Annotated in this window: 18 protein-coding genes and 1 tRNA gene; 5 read left to right on the top strand and 14 right to left on the bottom strand. The window is 73.4% G+C overall.

What is annotated here, in order from left to right; genetic code table 11:
* From ACIBVL_RS09070 to murJ, 3 genes are all read left to right on the top strand, one after another.
* On the top strand, positions 1-540 hold the full coding sequence (locus ACIBVL_RS09070) for an NUDIX hydrolase family protein (protein WP_399094249.1): 540 nt from the start codon (positions 1-3) through the stop codon (positions 538-540).
* A 5-nt stretch (positions 541-545) separates the two neighbouring features.
* On the top strand, positions 546-971 hold the full coding sequence (locus ACIBVL_RS09075) for a (2Fe-2S) ferredoxin domain-containing protein (RefSeq protein WP_399094252.1): 426 nt from the start codon (positions 546-548) through the stop codon (positions 969-971).
* Between the two features lie 126 nt (positions 972-1,097).
* Positions 1,098-2,666 carry a murein biosynthesis integral membrane protein MurJ gene (murJ, locus tag ACIBVL_RS09080; protein ID WP_399094863.1) on the top strand — a complete coding sequence of 523 codons (1,569 nt, stop codon included), beginning with the start codon at positions 1,098-1,100 and terminating at the stop codon, positions 2,664-2,666.
* A 3-nt stretch (positions 2,667-2,669) separates the two neighbouring features.
* Here the strand turns inward: murJ and ACIBVL_RS09085 are convergent, their stop codons facing one another.
* From ACIBVL_RS09085 to ACIBVL_RS09150, 14 genes are all read right to left on the bottom strand, one after another.
* Entirely contained in the window at positions 2,670-3,947 is a 1,278-nt protein-coding gene (locus ACIBVL_RS09085) for a sigma-70 family RNA polymerase sigma factor (protein WP_399094255.1), read from the bottom strand.
* Between the two features lie 223 nt (positions 3,948-4,170).
* Positions 4,171-4,244: transfer RNA gene (locus tag ACIBVL_RS09090), tRNA-Pro, on the bottom strand.
* A 90-nt stretch (positions 4,245-4,334) separates the two neighbouring features.
* Positions 4,335-4,694, bottom strand: a complete 360-nt coding sequence (locus ACIBVL_RS09095) for an MmcQ/YjbR family DNA-binding protein (protein WP_399094258.1) — start codon at positions 4,692-4,694, stop codon at positions 4,335-4,337.
* 30 nt (positions 4,695-4,724) lie between these two features.
* Complete coding sequence (locus ACIBVL_RS09100; protein WP_399094261.1) at positions 4,725-5,246, bottom strand: GNAT family N-acetyltransferase; 522 nt, start codon at positions 5,244-5,246, stop codon at positions 4,725-4,727.
* Positions 5,243-5,839, bottom strand: coding sequence for a helix-turn-helix domain-containing protein (locus ACIBVL_RS09105; protein ID WP_399094264.1), 597 nt, complete (start codon positions 5,837-5,839; stop codon positions 5,243-5,245). The genes ACIBVL_RS09100 and ACIBVL_RS09105 overlap by 4 nt, the downstream gene beginning before the upstream one ends.
* Positions 5,840-5,864: 25 nt before the next feature.
* Positions 5,865-6,767 (bottom strand): LysR family transcriptional regulator, encoded by a 903-nt coding sequence (locus ACIBVL_RS09110; protein WP_399094267.1) that lies wholly within the window; start codon positions 6,765-6,767, stop codon positions 5,865-5,867.
* Between the two features lie 56 nt (positions 6,768-6,823).
* A complete protein-coding gene (locus ACIBVL_RS09115) occupies positions 6,824-8,026 on the bottom strand; it encodes a glycine C-acetyltransferase (protein WP_399094271.1) in 1,203 nt (400 codons plus the stop codon).
* 28 nt (positions 8,027-8,054) lie between these two features.
* Entirely contained in the window at positions 8,055-9,083 is a 1,029-nt protein-coding gene (tdh, locus tag ACIBVL_RS09120; RefSeq protein WP_399094274.1) for an L-threonine 3-dehydrogenase, read from the bottom strand.
* A gap of 179 nt (positions 9,084-9,262) precedes the next feature.
* Positions 9,263-9,820 carry a GAF domain-containing protein gene (locus ACIBVL_RS09125; RefSeq protein ID WP_399094277.1) on the bottom strand — a complete coding sequence of 186 codons (558 nt, stop codon included), beginning with the start codon at positions 9,818-9,820 and terminating at the stop codon, positions 9,263-9,265.
* A gap of 73 nt (positions 9,821-9,893) precedes the next feature.
* Positions 9,894-10,553, bottom strand: coding sequence for a GTP-binding protein (locus ACIBVL_RS09130; protein ID WP_399094280.1), 660 nt, complete (start codon positions 10,551-10,553; stop codon positions 9,894-9,896).
* Positions 10,531-10,902 (bottom strand): DUF742 domain-containing protein, encoded by a 372-nt coding sequence (locus ACIBVL_RS09135; RefSeq protein WP_399094866.1) that lies wholly within the window; start codon positions 10,900-10,902, stop codon positions 10,531-10,533. The genes ACIBVL_RS09130 and ACIBVL_RS09135 overlap by 23 nt, the downstream gene beginning before the upstream one ends.
* Before the next feature lie 2 nt (positions 10,903-10,904).
* A complete protein-coding gene (locus ACIBVL_RS09140) occupies positions 10,905-11,342 on the bottom strand; it encodes a roadblock/LC7 domain-containing protein (RefSeq protein ID WP_399094284.1) in 438 nt (145 codons plus the stop codon).
* Between the two features lie 59 nt (positions 11,343-11,401).
* On the bottom strand, positions 11,402-13,675 hold the full coding sequence (locus ACIBVL_RS09145; RefSeq protein WP_399094287.1) for an ATP-binding protein: 2,274 nt from the start codon (positions 13,673-13,675) through the stop codon (positions 11,402-11,404).
* Between the two features lie 318 nt (positions 13,676-13,993).
* Positions 13,994-15,223, bottom strand: a complete 1,230-nt coding sequence (locus tag ACIBVL_RS09150; protein ID WP_399094290.1) for an MBL fold metallo-hydrolase — start codon at positions 15,221-15,223, stop codon at positions 13,994-13,996.
* A 127-nt stretch (positions 15,224-15,350) separates the two neighbouring features.
* Between ACIBVL_RS09150 and ACIBVL_RS09155 the strand changes: the two genes are divergently transcribed.
* Both ACIBVL_RS09155 and ACIBVL_RS09160 read left to right on the top strand, forming a co-directional pair.
* A complete protein-coding gene (locus ACIBVL_RS09155) occupies positions 15,351-16,532 on the top strand; it encodes a Glu/Leu/Phe/Val dehydrogenase dimerization domain-containing protein (RefSeq protein WP_399094293.1) in 1,182 nt (393 codons plus the stop codon).
* 47 nt (positions 16,533-16,579) lie between these two features.
* A complete protein-coding gene (locus ACIBVL_RS09160) occupies positions 16,580-17,254 on the top strand; it encodes a TetR/AcrR family transcriptional regulator (protein ID WP_399094296.1) in 675 nt (224 codons plus the stop codon).
* Positions 17,255-17,291 lie beyond the last annotated feature (37 nt).

The following is a 17,291-nucleotide window of genomic DNA, read 5'->3' on the forward strand; positions in this document are numbered from 1 at the left end:
ATGTCAGACTTGACCGATACCACGCCCGGTTGGCTGAGCGCCGACGAGCTCGAGATGGCCCGCGCCCGGATGCCGATCCTGTACGTCGAGGCTGTGCCCGTACGCGTCGACGACAGCGGCGAGGTCACCAGCATCGGCCTGTTGCTGCGCATAGGACCGGACGGCAACGTCAGCCGGACCCTGGTCTCCGGCCGGGTCCTGCACCACGAACGCGTCCGCGACGCCCTGCTGCGCCACCTGGAGAAGGACCTCGGCCCGGTGGCCCTGCCGCGCGTCCCGGCCTCGCTCCAGCCGTTCACGGTGGCCGAGTACTTCCCGACGCAGGGCATCACCCCGTATCACGACCCCCGTCAGCACGCGGTGTCGCTGGCCTACATCGTGCCGGTGACCGGTGACTGCCGTCCCCGGCAGGACGCCCTGGACCTGGTGTGGTTCGACCCGCAGGAGGCGGCCTCGCCGGCGGTGCAGAGCGAGATGCCGGGCGGCCACGGCTTCCTGCTCCGGCAGGCCCTGGCCCACGTCGGCCTCTCGGCCTCCTGACCGGGATGGCTCCCGCGCTCCACGGTCGGCGTGCGCTGGTCGGCGCCGCGCTCAGCCGTCCCTGCACACTCGTGGTGTGCAGGGGCTGCTGCTGCGGCAACCCCCGTAAGCACCCCCGCTACGACCACGCCTGGCAGCTGGACCGCCTACTGGCGGCCGCCGCCGACTCGCGGGGCGCCTTCCAGGTCCGTACGACGGACTGCCTCGGCCCCTGCGACCAGGCGAACGTCGTCGTCGTGCAGCCCTCCACCGCCGGACGCCGGGCCGGCGGCCGGGCCACCTGGGTCGGCTTCGCGACGGACGACGACTGCACCGAGGAGATCCTGGCGTGGGCGACGGCGGGCGGCCCGGGTCTCGCCGCACCGCCGGCGACGCTGGAGATGCAGTTCATCAAGCCTCCGAGGGACGCGCGGGTCCGCAGCCGCCGCTGACAACTGCCCTTCTTCAGCGGCGGATTGGGCCGACGGATCTTGATGACCTAGGTTGGCCCGATGGGGGCGACCACAGAACAGAGGATCGAAGGACGTACCGGTGGCGCGGCCCGGTCCTCGCTGATGATGGCGCTGGGCACGGTGGTGTCCCGGGCGACCGGACTGATCCGGCAGGTGCTCCAGGGCGCGGCGCTGGGCACCGGCCTGCTGGCCACCACGTACAACACGGCGAACACCGTGCCGACCAGCCTGTACACGCTGCTGATCGGCGGCGCGCTGAACTCGGTGCTGGTGCCGCAGCTGGTGCGGGCCCGGGCCACCCATCCGGACGGCGGCCGGGCCTACGAACAGCGGCTGGTCACCCTGGTGGTGTCCGTGCTGGCCGTGGGCACCGCGCTGGCGGTGTGGGCGGCCCCGCAGATCGTCAGCGTCTACCTGCGCGACACCCCCGGGCAGCACGAGGCCTACGAACTCACCGTCGTCTTCGCCCGTTTCCTGCTCCCGCAGATCTTCTTCTACGGCCTGTTCAACATGTACGGCCAAGTCCTCAACGCCCGCGAGAGGTTCGGCGCGATGATGTGGACGCCGGTGCTCAACAACGTCGTCCTGCTGGGCATGTTCGGCGCCTACCTGAGTCTGTTGACCGTGCCCGAGCGGGTGGCGGACATCACCGGCGCCCAGGTGCGGCTGCTCGGCATCGGCACGACGGCGGGGATCGCCGTGCAGGCGCTCGCCCTCATCCCGTTCGCGCGGGCGGCGGGGTTCCGCCTGCGGCCACGCTTCGACTGGCGCGGCTCGGGCCTGGGCTCCGGTGTGCACGCCGCGAAGTGGACCCTGCTGTTCGTGCTGACGAACCTCGTCGCCCTGACCGTCGTCACCAACTACGCCAACGCGGCCGACCAGGCGCTCCCGGACGCCGGCGCGGGCTACACGGCGTACACGTACGCGCAGACGATCTGGATGCTGCCGCAGTCGGTGGTCACGGTCTCCCTGGTGACCGCGTTGCTGCCACGGATGAGCCGGGCGGTGGCGGAGGGCCGGATCGCCGATCTGCGCGCGGATCTGTCCCGGGGACTGCGGGTGAGCGGGGTCGTCATCGTGCCCGCCGCCTTCCTGTTCCTGGCGCTCGGCCCCCGGATCGCCACGCTGCTGTTCGCGCACGGGGCGGCGGACGCGGCCTCCGCTCAGCCGCTCGGACACATGCTGCAGGCCTTCGGCCTCGGCCTGATCCCGTTCTCGGCGCAGTACCTGCTGCTGCGCGGCTTCCACGCCTTCGGGGACACCCGGACGCCGTTCTTCCTGGCGGTGTGGATCGCGGCGGTGAACATCACCCTGGCCACCGCCTGCCATCTGCTGCTCCCCGTCCGCTGGGCGGTCACCGGTATGGCCGGCGCCTACACCGTGTCCTGTCTGGCCGGACTCGCCCTCACCGCCCGGCTCGTGCGCAGGCGGGTCGGCGGCCGTCTCGACGACGGCGCCCTGCGCCGGACGTACACGAGGCTGATGTGCGCGGCGGCCGTGGCGGCGGCCGCCGGCTGGGCGGCCGACCGAGCCTGCGGCGAGGCGCTGGGCGGCGGGACGCTCCCCACCGCGGCAGCGGTCACGGCCGGCACCCTCACCCTGGGGCTGGTCCACCTGGGCGTGGCCCGTCTGCTGAAAGTGGAGGAGCTGCGGGAGCTGCGCCGCCTGCGGTGACCCTCACCGGGCGATCTGTTCCGCCAGGGCGGCGCGGGCCCGGGCCACCCGGGAGCGGACCGTCCCGACCGGGCAGTGACTCACCCGGGCCGCCTCCTCGTAGGGCAGCCCCAGCAGTTGTGTCAGCACGAATGCCTCGCGCCGGTCGGCGGGCAGTGCGGCCAGCAGGTCGAGCAGGACGACGCCGTCGTCGAAGCCGGGCAGCCCGCGCGGCTGCGCGAGTTCGACGGCCGGCCGCCAGTCCGGCAGGTCCGCGAGACGCGGACGGGTCGCGGCGGACCGATGGCTGTCCATCACCGCCCGACGCGCGATCGACAACAGCCACACCCGTGCCGGGCACCGCCCCTCGAACCGGTGCAGACTGCCCAGCGCCCGCAGGAACGTGTCCTGCGCCAGATCGTCCACCGCCTGCGGATCGGCGCACAGATGGGCCACGAACCGCCGCACGTCCCGGTCCAGGGCCCGCACGAACCGCTCGACGGCGTCGGCGTCACCGCCGCGGGCGGCCAGGGCGAGGGCGGTGGTGGTCTCGTCGGCGTGGGCACGCCGGGCGCGCTGGGCGGCGGGGCGGTGCGCCGCGTGTTTGGGTGCCTTGGCGGGTGTCCTGGAGCTCTGGTGCTTGGCGGTCTTCTCGCGCGGGGGCGTCTGGGCAGGGGGCATCGCGGTGGGTCCTTCTCGGGTCGGGTGTGAACAGCCGTACGGTTCCGGCCGTCGTCGGGCGACGGCGGTCCGTGCGGGCGGTCCCCGGGAAGTGATCGCGTGGACGAGCCGGAGCGGGCGTGGTGTCCGCCGCGTGCGGACCCGGAGCCGGGCGCGGGGCGGTGCGGCCGGCGCGGGCCGGTCCCCCGGCCGTCTCAACGGGGCCGTCAGCCACCCGGCCACCGCCCGCAGGACGCGGAACACGGCCCGCTCGCCGTGCGCCAGCCACAGCCCGCACAGCAGCGCGGCCGGCAGATGGGCGGCGATCATGCCGGCGGAGGGCACCCCGGCCGGGGCGGGGCCCATGTGGTCCATGCCGTCCATGCCGTCCATGCCGTCCATGCCGACGGTGGCGGCCGGGACGACGGAGAACGCCGTGTGCAGGGCCGCCTGGGCGGCGACGGCGACGGCCGTCACCAGCGGGGTGCCGCGCTCCCGCCCCGTCAGGCACCAGCCCCCGCCCGCCGTGCCGACGGCTCCGGCGCCCGCCGCCCACCAGGACAGGGGTTCGCCGGACATCATGGCGTGGCCCAGGGCGGCGAGCAGCACACAGACGGCCGCGAACACAGCGGCCCTCAGCATGCGCGCACAGCGCCCCGGGATCATGGCGCCCCATCCTGGCAGCGGGACTGCCGGCACCGGCGGGGGTTGGGCGAACCCACAGCTCCTCGGGGGCTGCTCACAGGCTGCTCGACGCGGTCCCGGGCGCACCGGGCCCCGGCGGCACGGCGGGCCGGGAGAAGACGGGCCGCAGGACGAGAAAAGGGTCTCCGCAGGCTCTCGCCTGCGAAGACCCTTCGCACCGTCGGGACGACAGGATTTGAACCTGCGACCCCTTGACCCCCAGTCAAGTGCGCTACCAAGCTGCGCCACGTCCCGGTGCCTGTCTGACCTGGGGTTTCCCCTGGCCGAACGCGCATGGAAACAATACCGCACTCGGGTCGGTGGTCGCGCACCCGTTTCCGGCCGTCACCCGCCGTGCGGCACTCCCAGCTCGGGATACGCCTCCAGCAGGCGGGTGGGGGCCGCCTGCCGCCAGGAGTCGGCGAGGATGTCGCGCAGCTCGTCCTCGTCCTCGACGGCGGCCAGGCGGGCCCGTACCCAGGCGAACTGTGCCTCGTGCTCGGCGATCCAGAACTTGCCCGGTTCGGCGAGGACCAGTTCGTCGCGCTCCTCCTTGGGGCAGCGCACGGCGATGGACGTCTCGTCCTCGGGCAGCGTGGCGAACATCTTCCCCGCGACCCGGAAGGTGGGCATGCTCCAGGCGATCTTCTCCGTGGTGTCCGGCAGGGAGAGGGCGATACGGCGTACGTCTTCGGCGTCGGGCATGCTTCGCACGGTAGCCGCTGCCACCGACAGTCACCCCGAGGCGACCTGTTTGTAGTACAGGGTGGTCGGGCGCAGGACGCCGGCCGGGTCCGCCGCGTAGCCGGGGATCACGCCGGCCCTGGTCCAGCCGGCGGTGCGGTAGAGGTGCTCCGCGGGGCTGTCGGTCTCGGTGTCGAGGTGGAGCAGGGTGACCCCGGCGGCGACGGCGGCCTGCTCGGCGGTGGTGAGGAGGGTGCGGCCGAGGCCCTTGCCGCGGGTGTCCCGGTGGACCATCAGCTTGACGAGTTCGGCGCGGTGGCGGCTGTTGGGCTTGTCGGGGAAGGCCAGACCGACGGTTCCGACGACGCGGTCGCCGTCCTGGGCCGCCCAGACGGCGAGCTGCCCCGCGGCGACCGCTGCTGCCCGGCCCCGCCACCAGGCGACGGCCTCGGGCCGGTCGAGGGGCGCGAGGAAGCCGACGGAAGCGCCGCCGTCCACGGTGTCGATCAGGAGGTCGGCCAACTGGTCCAGACGGTCGAGGAGTCCGGGCGCGTCGAGTCGGGTCGTCGTCATGGCAGCACCACCGCCAGCACGTACCGCGCCTCCATGCCGCCCAGGCACCGGAACCGGGTCCGCCCCCACACCCGCAGCCTGAGGCAGTCGCCGGTGCCGAGGCGGTGCTCGACCTCCTGGGCCGTCACGCCGAGCGCGCCCTCGAGGACCCAGACGTGCTGCTCCAGACCGGGCACGGGCGGGCGGTCGTAGGCGATGTCGGAACCCACGGCGAGCCTGCCCTCGACCAGTTCGCCGCGCAGTGCGGGGTGCGGCGGGGACACCGAGCGCCGGACGAATCCGGAGGTCCTGTCCTCCCAGACGGGCTGCTCGGCGGCGCGCAGGAGCGGCGCCGGCTCCTCCTCGACCTCGCTGAGCAGGCGGGACATGGTCCGCCCGTAGACATGGCAGAGGCGGTTGAGCAGTGCGGCCGTGGGGCTGATCTCCGCGCGTTCGGCCCGGGAGAGGGTCGAGCGACTGATCCCGCTGCGTTCGGCCAGGTCCCCGAGGGACCAGCCGCGTTCGGCCCGCAGTTCGGCGAGCCTCAGGCCCAGGCGGGTGTCCACCGACTCCGCGGCATGCTCCTGTTTCACATCCGGGAGCTTATCCCACATATGAAACGGCAGTGTGAACGCGAGCTCACATCCGCGCCGCCTCCCGCAGCGCGTCCAGCACCGGCTGGATCAAGGGGTGCTCCTCCGCGCCCCGCCGTACGGCCGCGAAGACCCGGCGGGTCGGGGCCGTGCCGTCCGTCGGGCGGACGACCACGCCGGTGAGGTCCATGCCGCGCAGGGCCGAGCGCGGGACGAGTGCCACGCCCGCGTCGGCGGAGGCGAGGGCGACCACCGCACGGAAGTCGTCCGAGGAGTGCTCGAGCCGGGGCTGGAATCCGGCGTTCTCGCAGGCCAGGACGACCACGTCATGGCAGGGATTGCCGGGATAGGGGCCGATCCACGGGTCCTTGGCCAGCTCCGCGAGGGGTACCTCGGGGGCGTCGGCGAGACGGTGGGTGACCGGGACGACCGCGTCGAAGGGCTCGGCGTACAGCGGGACGTGCGCGAGGCGCGGGTCGTCGGCGGCGGGGGCGCCACGGTACTCGACGGCCACGGCGACATCGACCTGCCGGTCGAGGACCATCGGCAGACTGGCGTCCCCCTCGGCGTCCTGGACGCGGATCCTGATCCCGGGCGCGGTACGGGCGAGCCGGGCCACCGCGGGCGCGACGACCAGGGCGATCCCGGTCGCGAAGGCGGCGACGGTGACCGTGCCGGCCGCCCCGGAGCTGTAGGCGGCCAGTTCGGCCTCCGCCCGCTCCAACTGGGCGAGGACCGCGTGGGTGTGGCTGAGCAGGATCTCACCGGCCGCGGTGAGCCGTACGCCCTTGGCGCCGCGTTCCACCAGGCGGTGGCCGGTCTCCTGCTCCAGGGCGGTCAGCTGCTGGGAGACGGCGGACGGGGTGAGGTACAGCGCGGCGGCCGCCGCCGTCACGGTGCGGTGGTCGGCCACCGCACGGAGAATGTGGAGCCGCCGCGCTTCGATCATGGGATCGATTATCGCAATGTGTCAGGGCCGCTCGGCCCCTCGGTCCTCCTGGCCCCTCAGCCCTGCCCGCCCTCCAGTTCCGCCCGCGCCGCGACGAAGGCGTCGACCGCGCGGTTGACGTCGTCCGTGGAGTGCGCGGCGGACAGCTGGACGCGGATACGGGCCTGGCCCTGCGGGACGACCGGGTAGGAGAAGCCGATCACGTACACGCCCCGTTCCAGGAGCAGCTCGGCCAGGCGGCCGGCCTTCGCCGCGTCGCCGATCATGACGGGCGCGATGGCGTGGTCGCCGGGGAGGACATCGAAGCCCTCCTCGGTCATCCGGCGGCGGAACAGCGCGGTGTTCTCCGCGAGCCGGACGCGCAGGTCGTCGGCCGACTCCAGCAGGTCGAGGACCTTCAGGGAGGCGGCCGCGATCACCGGGGCCAGCGTGTTGGAGAAGAGGTACGGGCGGGAGCGCTGGCGCAGCAGGGCGACGATCTCGGCGCGGGCGGCGACATAGCCGCCGGAGGCCCCGCCGAGCGCCTTGCCCAGCGTGCCGGTGACGATGTCGACGCGGTCCATGACGCCGTGCAGTTCGGGGGTGCCCCGGCCGCCGGGGCCGACGAAGCCGACCGCGTGCGAGTCGTCGACCATGACCATCGCGTCGTAGCGGTCGGCGAGGTCGCAGATCTCGCGCAGGGGGGCCACATAGCCGTCCATGGAGAAGACGCCGTCGGTGACGACCAGGCGGCGGCGCGCGTCGGACGCCTCCTTCAACTGCCGCTCCAGGTCCTCCAGATCGCGGTTGGCGTACCGGAAGCGGCGGGCCTTGGACAGCCGGATGCCGTCGATGATCGAGGCGTGGTTGAGGGCGTCGGAGATCACCGCGTCCTCGGGGCCGAGCAGCGTCTCGAAGACACCGCCGTTGGCGTCGAAGCAGGAGGAGTACAGGATCGTGTCCTCCTGGCCGAGGAACGCCGAAAGCCGCGCCTCCAGTTCCTTGTGCACCTCCTGCGTACCGCAGATGAAGCGCACGGACGCCATGCCGTAGCCCCAGCGGTCCAGGGCGGCGTGGGCGGCGGCGACGACCTCGGGATGGTCGGCGAGGCCGAGGTAGTTGTTGGCGCAGAAGTTGAGGACCTCGCCGGGCCGCCCGCCCGCGGTGACGGCGACGGTCGCGGACTGCGGGGTGCCGATGACCCGCTCGGGCTTGTGCAGACCGGCGGCACGGATCTCGTCGAGGGTGGCGCGCAGGTCGTCGCGCACGGAGTCGAACATCAGGGAACTCCTAAGGAATGCAGGTGACTTACGCGGTCCAGTCGAGGATGACCTTGCCGCCGCGGCCGCTCGCCGCGTCGGCGAACGCCGCCTCGTACTCGCGGTAGCCGTACCGGCCGGTGATCACGGGGGCGAGGTCGAGGCCGCCCTCCAGCAGGACCGACATCGCGTACCAGGTCTCGAACATCTCCCGGCCGTAGATGCCCTTGATCGTGATCATCGAGGTGACGATCCGGGCCCAGTCGACCGGGAACTCCTGGGACGGCAGGCCGAGCATGGCGATCCGGCCGCCGTGGGTCATGTTGGCGATCATGTCGCGCATCGCCTCGGGCCGGCCGGACATCTCCAGACCGATGTCGAAGCCCTCACGCAGCCCCAACTCCCGCTGTCCGTCGGCGATCCGGGTCTCCGACACGTTCAGGGCCAGGCTCGCGCCGATCTTGCGGGCCAGCTCCAGGCGTTCCTCGCTCACGTCGGTGATCACGACGTTGCGGGCGCCGGCGTGCCGGGCGACGGCCGCCGCCATGAGCCCGATCGGACCGGCACCCGTGATCAGCACGTCCTCGCCGACCAGCGGGAAGGACAGCGCGGTGTGCACGGCGTTGCCGAACGGGTCGAAGATCGCGGCCACGTCGAGGTCCACCGGCACCCGGTGCACCCACACGTTGGACGCGGGCAGGACGACGTACTCCGCGAAGGCGCCGTCGCGGCCGACCCCGAGGCCGACCGTGGCCCGGCACAGATGGCGGCGCCCGGCGAGGCAGTTGCGGCACTTCCCGCACACGAGGTGTCCCTCGCCGCTGACCCGGTCACCGATGCCGATGTCGGTGACGTCCCGGCCGGTCCCGACGACCTCGCCGACGAACTCGTGCCCGATCACCAGCGGGGTGTCGATCGTCTGCCGCGCCCAGCCGTCCCAGGCCCGGATGTGCAGATCGGTGCCGCAGATTCCGGTGCGCAGCACCTTGATCAGTACGTCGCCGGGTCCGACGGCGGGCTCCGGGACGTCCGCGAGCCACAGCCCGGGCTCAGCCTTCTCCTTGACCAGCGCCTTCAAGCTGCGGCTCCTGTCCTGAGTTCCCGGGCGCGGGCAGGCCGAAGGGCCCGCCGCCGGGAAGGGTGTGGATTCGTCCAGCAATCTGCCGCATCCCACCCGCCCCGGTCCATCGAGCTTTTCTTAAGCGGAGCAACAGCTTTCCTTCACACCCCGCCCCGGCCGTGCCGACACGCCCGGCGCTACGGCGGTGTCTGCCCCTCCAGCCGTACGACGAGGTCGGCGGCCGTCGCCTTGATGGTCTCCAGGCCGGACCTGCCCCAGGGCCGGGGGACGAGGTCGGCCACGCACACCGTGCCCAGGACCATGCCGGTGCTGTCGATCAGCGGGGCGCCGAGATAGGAGCGGATGCCGAACTCGTCGACGACCGGGTTGCCCGCGAAGCGCGGGTAGTCGCCGACGTCCTCCAGGACCAGCGCCTTGCGCCGGACGACGACGTGCGGGCAGTAGCCGTACTCACGGGGCAGCCACCGGCCCACCTCGGGCTTCCCGCCGCGGGCCGCCCGGCCCCCCTCCGGGGTGTGCAGTCCGGCGAAGAACTGCCGTTCCTCCTCGAGGAAGGTGACCATGGCGTACGGCGCGCCGGCCAGCTCGGCGAGGCGGTCCGCGAAGGCGTCCAGGGCGGGCTCCGGCCGTTCGCCGAGGCCGAGCCGGCGCAGCCTGCGGGTGCGGGCCGGCGCTTCCTTGTCCTCCGGGGTGAGCAGCAGACGACCGGCCGGGCGGGGCGGGTCGTAGCTCATGGCCGTGCTCCGTCACTGGGGACGTCGGGGACCTCGTAGGTCATGTGCGGCTCCGTGGCATGGGGTGCGGGGGTCACATGGTGGCGCCGCGGCTCGGCTCGGGTGCCGCCGGTGCGTGGGCGATGAGGTGCCGGACCAGGGTGAGCAGGGTCTGGACACCGGAGGCGGAGATACGGGCGTCGCAGCGCACGATGGGGATCTCCGGGTTCAGGTCGATGGCGGCGCGCACCTCCTCGGGGTCGTAGCGGTGGGCGCCGTCGAACTCGTTGACGGCGACGATGAACCCCAGTCCGCGCTCCTCGAAGAAGTCGACGGCCGCGAAGCACTCCTCCAGACGGCGGGTGTCGGCGAGGACGACCGCGCCGAGGGCGCCCTCGGACAGCTCGTCCCACATGAACCAGAACCGCTCCTGTCCGGGCGTGCCGAACAGGTACAGCACATGCTGTGCGTCCAGGGAGATCCGGCCGAAGTCCATGGCGACGGTCGTCTCGACCTTGTTCTCGATGCCGTCGAGGTTGTCGGTCGCGGCGCCGGCCGTGGTGAGCAGCTCCTCGGTACTGAGCGGCGCGATCTCGCTCACCGCGCCGACGAAGGTCGTCTTGCCGACCCCGAACCCGCCCGCGACCAGGATCTTCAGCGCGGTCGGAAAGGGGTCGGGACGGTCGTCGTCGTTCGCGTCGGGCGAGTCGTGCTGGTCGTACCCGTCGCTCTCAGAGCTGTCGTCGTAGTCCATCGAGCACTGCCTCCAGTAGGGCCCGGTCGGTGGGGTTGTGGTGGAACTCGGGGGGCTTGGTGGTCAGGGCCCCGCAGTCGACGAGGTCCGAGAGCAGCACCTTGGTGACCACCGCCGGGAGCTTCAGGTGGGCGGCCACCTCGGCGACCGGGACGGGGGCCCGGCACAGGTCGAGGGCCTGCGCGTGCTCGGGCCCGAGGTAACCGAGGGGTGTCGCCCCGGTGGCCATCACCTGCGACATGAGGTCGAGGGCGACGGTGGGCCGGGTGCGCCCGTTGCTGACCGTGAACGGGCGCACCAGCCGTCCGGCCGCGTCGTCGAGCCAGGGCCCGTCGCCGGCCGACGCCACGCTCAAGGCCCCATCACCGACGGTTCGACGGCGTGCTGCCGGGGCGCGGTCGTCAGATACGGCCGCACGCTCTTCACGAGCATCGCCATCTCGTACCCGAGGACGGCGGCGTCGGCCTCGCGGCCGGCGAGCACGGCGAGACAGGTCCCCGAGCCGGCGGTGGTGACGAACAGCAGCGTCGAGGCGAGTTCGACGACGACCTGCCGCACGTCCCCGCCGTCCCCGAAGCGGACCCCCGCGCTGCGGCCGAGGGAGTACAGGCCGGAGGCCAGGGCGGCCATGTGGTCGGCGCTGTCGGGGTCGAGTCCGTGGACCGACTTCACCAGCCCGTCGCAGGAGAGCAGCACGGCGCTCGTGGTGTGCGGTACGCGCTGGACGAGGCCGCTCATCAGCCAGTCGAGATCGGAAACATGGGCTGTCGTCGGCGCTTCGCTCGGCATGGTGGATCGACTCCTTGGGGTACGAAGGTCAGCGGGAGCGCTGGGGGTGGGGATGCCGCTCATCCTGCGGGCGCGCTCCCGTCGTGCCGGGGGGCGGGATGGTCGGGACCGGAACCGTGACCGGACGCCGGGCGGGCCGGGTCGTCCCGCACGCCGTACGCCTGGGGGGAGGCGGAAGCGTGCGCGGACGGCACCTCGGGTATCCGGGACGTGGGCACCGGGGGTGCGGGCGGGGACGCCGGGTCGGGCGAAGAGGGGTCCGGGGAGTCCGACGCCGTACGCCTGGTCGGCTCGAAGGCGTCGGTCGCCGGGTAGGAGCTGCGCTCCAGGGTCTCCCACTCGGGGATCGGGGCGGACTCCGCCAGGACCTCTGCCTCCAGGCTCTGCTGGGCCTCGGCGAGGCCGATGCCCCGCTGGAAGGCGGCCATCAGACCGGGGTCGTGGCCGACGGGCTGCTCGGCGTCCGGGCGCGGGGCGGGGCCGCCGCGCAGCTGGGGCACGATGTGCTCCTGGGCGCGACGGCGGGGCAGCCGGGGTTTGCCCATGGTCCCGCGGACGGCACCCGCACGCGGGACGGGCGCGATGCCCTGGTTCTCCTCCACGACGACCCGGTCGGCCGGCCGGATCCCGGGTACCGCCTCGGCGGGATTGGCCCGATCGTGACGCACCCCCCGGACGGGCAACGGCGCGGGCGCCCGCCCGTTCCCCCGGGCCCCGTCCACCGATGGCGGCCCGGCCGACGCCTCCGACGACGACTGCCCGGCCGACGAGGCGTGCCCGGCCGACGGCTGCCCGGGCGGAGCGCTCGTACCGTTCGTGCCCCGTCCCTGCGACGACGGCGGGCGACCGGTGTCGGCGGGGCTCCGCTCTGGGGAGGGGACCGGTCCGCGGGGGCCGTCGGGGGTGTTCCGGGCCTGGGCCGGATTCGATCGGCGCGCGGGGCTCTGCGACCCGGTCGACGTCGGCGGACGGCCGCTGCGGTCGGTGGCCCGGGCCTGCGGTGGCAGCGGTGGGCGGGTCCCGGCCGTGCCGTCCGGTGGGAGGCCGGTCGGGGGCTGCGGCGGTGGGGGGGTGGGCGGCCGGCCGCTGCCGGCGAGGGGGTCCTGGCGCTGTGCCACGGCCTGGGCGGCGCCGCCCAGCAGGGCCTGCGGGACGACGAGCACGGCCTGGACACCGCCGTAGATGTTGGACTGCAGGCGGACCCGGATGCCGTGTCGGCGGGCGAGCTGGGAGACGACGAACAGGCCGATGCGGCCGTCGGCCAGCAGGCGGCCGACGTTGACCTGGTCGGGGTCGGCGAGCAGCGCGTTCATCCGGGCCTGTTCGTCGACCGGCATGCCGAGACCGCGGTCCTCGACCTCCACGGCCAGCCCGGAGGTGACGAGGTTGGCACGCAGCAGCACCTGGGTGTGCGGGGCCGAGTACACCGTGGCGTTCTCGACCAGTTCGGCCAGCAGGTGGATGACGTCGGCGACGGCGTGGCCGCGCAGTTCGCCGTCGACGGGCGGGACCAGCTTGACCCGGGAGTACTGCTCGACCTCGGCGATGGCGGAACGCAGCACCTCCGTCATGGAGACGGGGTGGCTCCACTGCCGCCGCGAGACGGCCCCGCCGAGCACGGCGAGGTTCTCCGCGTGGCGGCGGATCCGGGTGGCGAGGTGGTCGATGTGGAAGAGGCCCTTGAGTAGTTCGGGGTCCTCGATCTCGTTCTCCAGCTCGTCGAGGATCGAGATCTCGCGGTGCACGAGGGACTGAAGCCGCCGCGCGAGGTTGACGAAGACCTCGAGCTTCTGCTCGCTGCCGACCTGACTGGACAGCCGGGAGGCCTGGACGACGGCGGTGACGGCACCGTCGTGCGCGCGGGCGAGGTCGGCGGCGAGCAGCTCGAAGTCGTCGGCGTCGTCGGGCGGCCCGCCGTGCGACGCGCGCTGGGACGGGACCTCGCCGCGGCGCAGCGACTCGATCAGCGCGCGCAGGTCGGCCTCGCCGCGCGCGCTGTTGCGGCGCAGCGCGGCGATGCGGTCGCTGACCGAGCGGGCGACGCGCTCGGCGGCGACGGCCGCGACGAGGATGCCGACGCCGGTGACCCCCACCGCGCCCGCCAGTACGGCCCACAGGACGGGACCGGGCCGGGTACCGGTGGAGCGCACGGTGAACAGCACGACCGCGCAGGCGCTGAGGGCGACCGCCGTCGGTGGCAGTACGGCGAGCCGCAGCAACTGGGGCCGTATGTGTGTCTCGGCCGAGGCGGGTGCGGTGCGGGCTGCCGGCCGCCCGTGCCGCCCGCCCTCACGGCGGTCTGCGCGTGCGGCCGGTGCGCGGAGGTGAGACATCGGCGTCCTCGTACTGGGGTCCGTGGCCTGGCCTGGTGGTCGGTCGGGAGAGCCGAGGAATTCGACCTCACGCTCGCCCGACGGACACTCACAGTAGTCGCCAACCTGTCAGGTGCGGAGGGCGGTTGACAAACTCCCCCGGCGAGCGTCCCGCTCTGGTATGAGCCTTCGTACGACAGCCCGATAAGCCCGCGACCGACGGGTTACGGGCGGGAAAGAAACCGATCAGACCTGTTCAGAGGTGACCCCACACGAACGGCGAGGGCCGGGAAGCCTTTCGCTCCCCGACCCTCGCCGCGAACGCCGCCGCACCCCGCGTCAGCTCGCCGGGACCGTCTCCGGGGCCTCGCCGTCCTCGACGGCACCCTGCGGGACATCACTCTCCGTATCAGCCTTGGCCTTCGCTACCACCTCGACCAGGGGCCGCCAGCCACCGGCCGGGGCGAGGGCCACGCCGCGCCACCACGGCTCGGCCGGGACGCTCTCCCCGCCGGGCTCGAAGGGCTCGCCCGCACGCGGCAGGGCGATCCGCGCCCCTGCGGCGCGGGAGGCGGCCAGCGTGCCCTCGCCCGGGTCGGTCCAGGCGTGCGTGGCGAGGTTGAAGGTGGCCCAGTGGATCGGCAGCAGCACGCCGCCGGGACCGCCCTGGAGGTCGAGGTGGGCCCGCACGCCCTCCTCGGGGGTCATGTGGATGTCGGGCCAGAACTCCGAGTACGCCCCGATCTGGATCATCGTCACGTCGAACGGGCCGTGGCCGGCCCCGATCTCCTCGAAGCCCTCGAAGTAGCCGGTGTCCCCGCTGTGGAAGACCCGGTGCTCCTCGCCCGCGACGACCCAGGAGGCCCACAGGGTGTGCTGGGTGTTGCGCAGACCGCGTCCGCAGAAGTGGCGGGCGGGGGTGGCGGTGAGGGTGAGTCCGCCGACCCTGGTCGCCTCGTGCCAGTCCAGCTCACGCAGCCGGTCCGCGGACACGCCCCAGTGTTCGAGGTGTGCACCGACGCCGAGCGGCACCGCGAAGAGCGTGTCCGTGCCGGCCAGCGCCTTGATCGTGGGCATGTCCAGGTGGTCGTAGTGGTCGTGCGAGATGACGACGACGTCGACCGGGCCCAGGGCGGCCAGCGGGAGCGGGACCGGATGCAGCCGCTTGGGCCCCGCGAAGGAGAACGGTGAGCAGCGCTCGCCCCAGACCGGGTCGAACAGCACGCGCTGCCCGTCGATCTCGGCGAGCACGCTGGAATGGCCCATCCAGGTCACACGCAGTCCCGTGGCCGGGGGCTTGGCGAGGTCGGCGAGGGTGGTGGCGTGCACCGGGACCGTGCCCGCGGGGGCGCGGCGGGGCCGCTGCTCCTTGTCGAAGAAGACCTTGGCGAAGTCCAGCATCGAACCCGAGGGGCGGGTGCGAGCGGGGCCGCCGGGGTTCTGGAAGACCCCGTCCTCGAAGTGGGGCGATCTGCGGATGCGCGCCAGGCGCTCACCGCTCGGATCCGCGCCGAAGGCCTCGGGCTGCAAGCCACGGAGCCCGGAGCTCAGGGAACGGAAACCGGACACGGTACCTCCAGGTGGAGTCGCTGAGGCATTCCATTATGGTCGCCCCCTACGGCAGCGCGTTGACAGCCCTCGCCCCACCTCCCGATACTGACCCACTGTTCAGTAACACGCCGTTCGAGGAGACCTCATGACCGCCGCCCCTTTGGTGTCCCTCACCTGGACGGACGACATCACCGGCCGTCAGGGCCATCTGGTCGTCGACCGGCTGGTGCGCGGTGTGTGCAGCGGGGGTCTGCGGATGCGGGCGGGCTGCACGCTGGAGGAGGTGACGGGCCTCGCGCGCGGGATGAGCCTCAAGGAGGCCCTGCACTACGACCCCCGGGCGCGCTACGTCCCCCTGGGCGGCGCCAAGGGCGGTATCGACTGCGACCCCCGGGACCCGGAGGCGTACGGCCTGCTGGTCCGCTACCTGCGGGCGGTGCGGCCGTACGTGGAGAGCTGCTGGACCACCGGCGAGGACCTGGGGCTGACCCAGGACCTGGTGGACCGGGCGGCCGCCGAGGCGGGACTCGTCTCGTCCGTGCAGGCCGTCTACCCGCTGCTCGACGACGAGACGGCGGCCCGCGCCCGGCTCGCGGACGCCTTCGAGGTGGAGGTGGACGGCATCGGCCTGGACGAGCTGGTCGGCGGCTGCGGCGTCGCCGAGTCGGTGCTGACGGCCCTGGACCGGGCGGGGGTGCCGTATGCCGGGACACGGGTCGCGCTCCAGGGGCTCGGCACCATGGGCGGCGCCACGGCCCGCTTCCTCGCGCGCGCGGGGCTGACGGTCGTGGCCGTCGCCGACGTCAAGGGCACGATCGCCAACCCCGACGGACTCGACGTGGAGGCGCTGCTCGCCGCGCGGGACGGGCACGGCACCGTGGACCGGGCGGTCCTGCGCCCCGCCGACCGCGAGCTGCCGGGCGACGCCTGGCTGTCGGTGGCGGCGGAGGTGCTGGTGCCGGCCGCCGTGTCCTACGCGATCGGGGTGGAGGAGCAGGAGCGGATCACCGCCCGCTGGATCGCCGAGGCGGCCAACATGCCGGTCCTGCCGGAGGCGGAGGCGCTGCTCCACGCGCGCGGGGTGAGCGTCCTGCCGGACGTGGTCGTCAACTCAGGGACGAACGCCTGGTGGTGGTGGACGCTGTTCGGCGACATCGGCGCGGACGCGGAGGAGGCCTTCACGTACACGCGCCGTTCGATGCGCGCCCTGGTGGAGCTGGTCCTGACGCGTGCGACGAAGGACGGCACGACTGCCCGCTCCGCCGCGCACGCGATCGCGGCGGAGCGCCTGCCGGTGATCGCGGAGCGCTTCGGCCGATACCGCTGAGGACGTCGGCGCAGGTCGAGGGCCCAGGCCCTGTGTAGGGTGAGCGCGTGGCGAGGGTCCGGTTGAACGTGGCCGAGCGGCGCGAGGAGTTGCTGCGGGCCGCCATCGAGCAGATCGAGGCGCGGGGCGTGGCGGCGGTCAGGATCGCCGACGTGGCCGCGGCGCTCGGCGTGAGCAACGCGCTGGTCCTCTACCACTTCTCGACGAAGGAGAAGCTGGTCGCCGCCGCCTTCCAGTACGCCGCCGAGGACGACCTGGCCCATCTGCGCAGGCTGCTCGGCCGCCGTTCGACGGCGCTGCGCCGCCTGCGGTCGGCGGTGCGCTGGTACGCGCCCACCGGCCAGGCCAAGGGGTGGCGGCTGTGGATCGAGGGCTGGGCGGTGTCGCTGCGCGAGCCCGCGCTGCGGGAGGTCGCCCGCGACCTCGACCGGGAGTGGAAGGCGGCCCTGGCCGCGGTGATCGCCGAGGGCGTGGCGGCAGGCGAGTTCACCTGCCCGGACCCGTCCGCCACCGCCCTGCGCCTGACCGCCCTCCTGGACGGCCTGGCCGTCCAACTGACGTCCTACGAGGGCGCGGTCTCCCGGGCCAGGGCGCAGGAGTGGGTGGACGCGGCACTGTCACGAGAACTGGAGCTCTCGACCCGTCCGGCGGCCGAGGACGAGGCCCCTCGAGGCCCGGACGGGAGTCCGGGCGCGGAGCCCCCGGGGGACGGGAACGGGTAGGAGCGGCGGGGGGCGAAGGACCCCGCCGCGCCCGAAG

It is taken from the genome of Streptomyces sp. NPDC049687 (assembly GCF_044465285.1).
GTDB lineage: Bacteria > Actinomycetota > Actinomycetes > Streptomycetales > Streptomycetaceae > Streptomyces.

Excerpts from the sequence above, each read along its gene's own strand:
- murJ (WP_399094863.1), top strand. The coding sequence starts at position 1,098 with ATGGCGCTGGGCACGGTGGTGTCCCGGGCGACCGGACTGATCCGGCAG.
- ACIBVL_RS09115 (WP_399094271.1), bottom strand. The coding sequence starts at position 8,026 with ATGTTCGACTCCGTGCGCGACGACCTGCGCGCCACCCTCGACGAGATC.
- ACIBVL_RS09130 (WP_399094280.1), bottom strand. The coding sequence starts at position 10,553 with ATGGACTACGACGACAGCTCTGAGAGCGACGGGTACGACCAGCACGAC.
- ACIBVL_RS09105 (WP_399094264.1), bottom strand. The coding sequence starts at position 5,839 with ATGTGGGATAAGCTCCCGGATGTGAAACAGGAGCATGCCGCGGAGTCG.
- ACIBVL_RS09070 (WP_399094249.1), top strand. The coding sequence starts at position 1 with ATGTCAGACTTGACCGATACCACGCCCGGTTGGCTGAGCGCCGACGAG.
- ACIBVL_RS09085 (WP_399094255.1), bottom strand. The coding sequence starts at position 3,947 with ATGCTGAGGGCCGCTGTGTTCGCGGCCGTCTGTGTGCTGCTCGCCGCC.
- ACIBVL_RS09155 (WP_399094293.1), top strand. The coding sequence starts at position 15,351 with ATGACCGCCGCCCCTTTGGTGTCCCTCACCTGGACGGACGACATCACC.
- ACIBVL_RS09110 (WP_399094267.1), bottom strand. The coding sequence starts at position 6,767 with ATGATCGAAGCGCGGCGGCTCCACATTCTCCGTGCGGTGGCCGACCAC.
- ACIBVL_RS09075 (WP_399094252.1), top strand. The coding sequence starts at position 546 with ATGGCTCCCGCGCTCCACGGTCGGCGTGCGCTGGTCGGCGCCGCGCTC.
- ACIBVL_RS09140 (WP_399094284.1), bottom strand. The coding sequence starts at position 11,342 with ATGCCGAGCGAAGCGCCGACGACAGCCCATGTTTCCGATCTCGACTGG.
- ACIBVL_RS09125 (WP_399094277.1), bottom strand. The coding sequence starts at position 9,820 with ATGAGCTACGACCCGCCCCGCCCGGCCGGTCGTCTGCTGCTCACCCCG.
- ACIBVL_RS09100 (WP_399094261.1), bottom strand. The coding sequence starts at position 5,246 with ATGACGACGACCCGACTCGACGCGCCCGGACTCCTCGACCGTCTGGAC.
- ACIBVL_RS09095 (WP_399094258.1), bottom strand. The coding sequence starts at position 4,694 with ATGCCCGACGCCGAAGACGTACGCCGTATCGCCCTCTCCCTGCCGGAC.
- ACIBVL_RS09145 (WP_399094287.1), bottom strand. The coding sequence starts at position 13,675 with ATGTCTCACCTCCGCGCACCGGCCGCACGCGCAGACCGCCGTGAGGGC.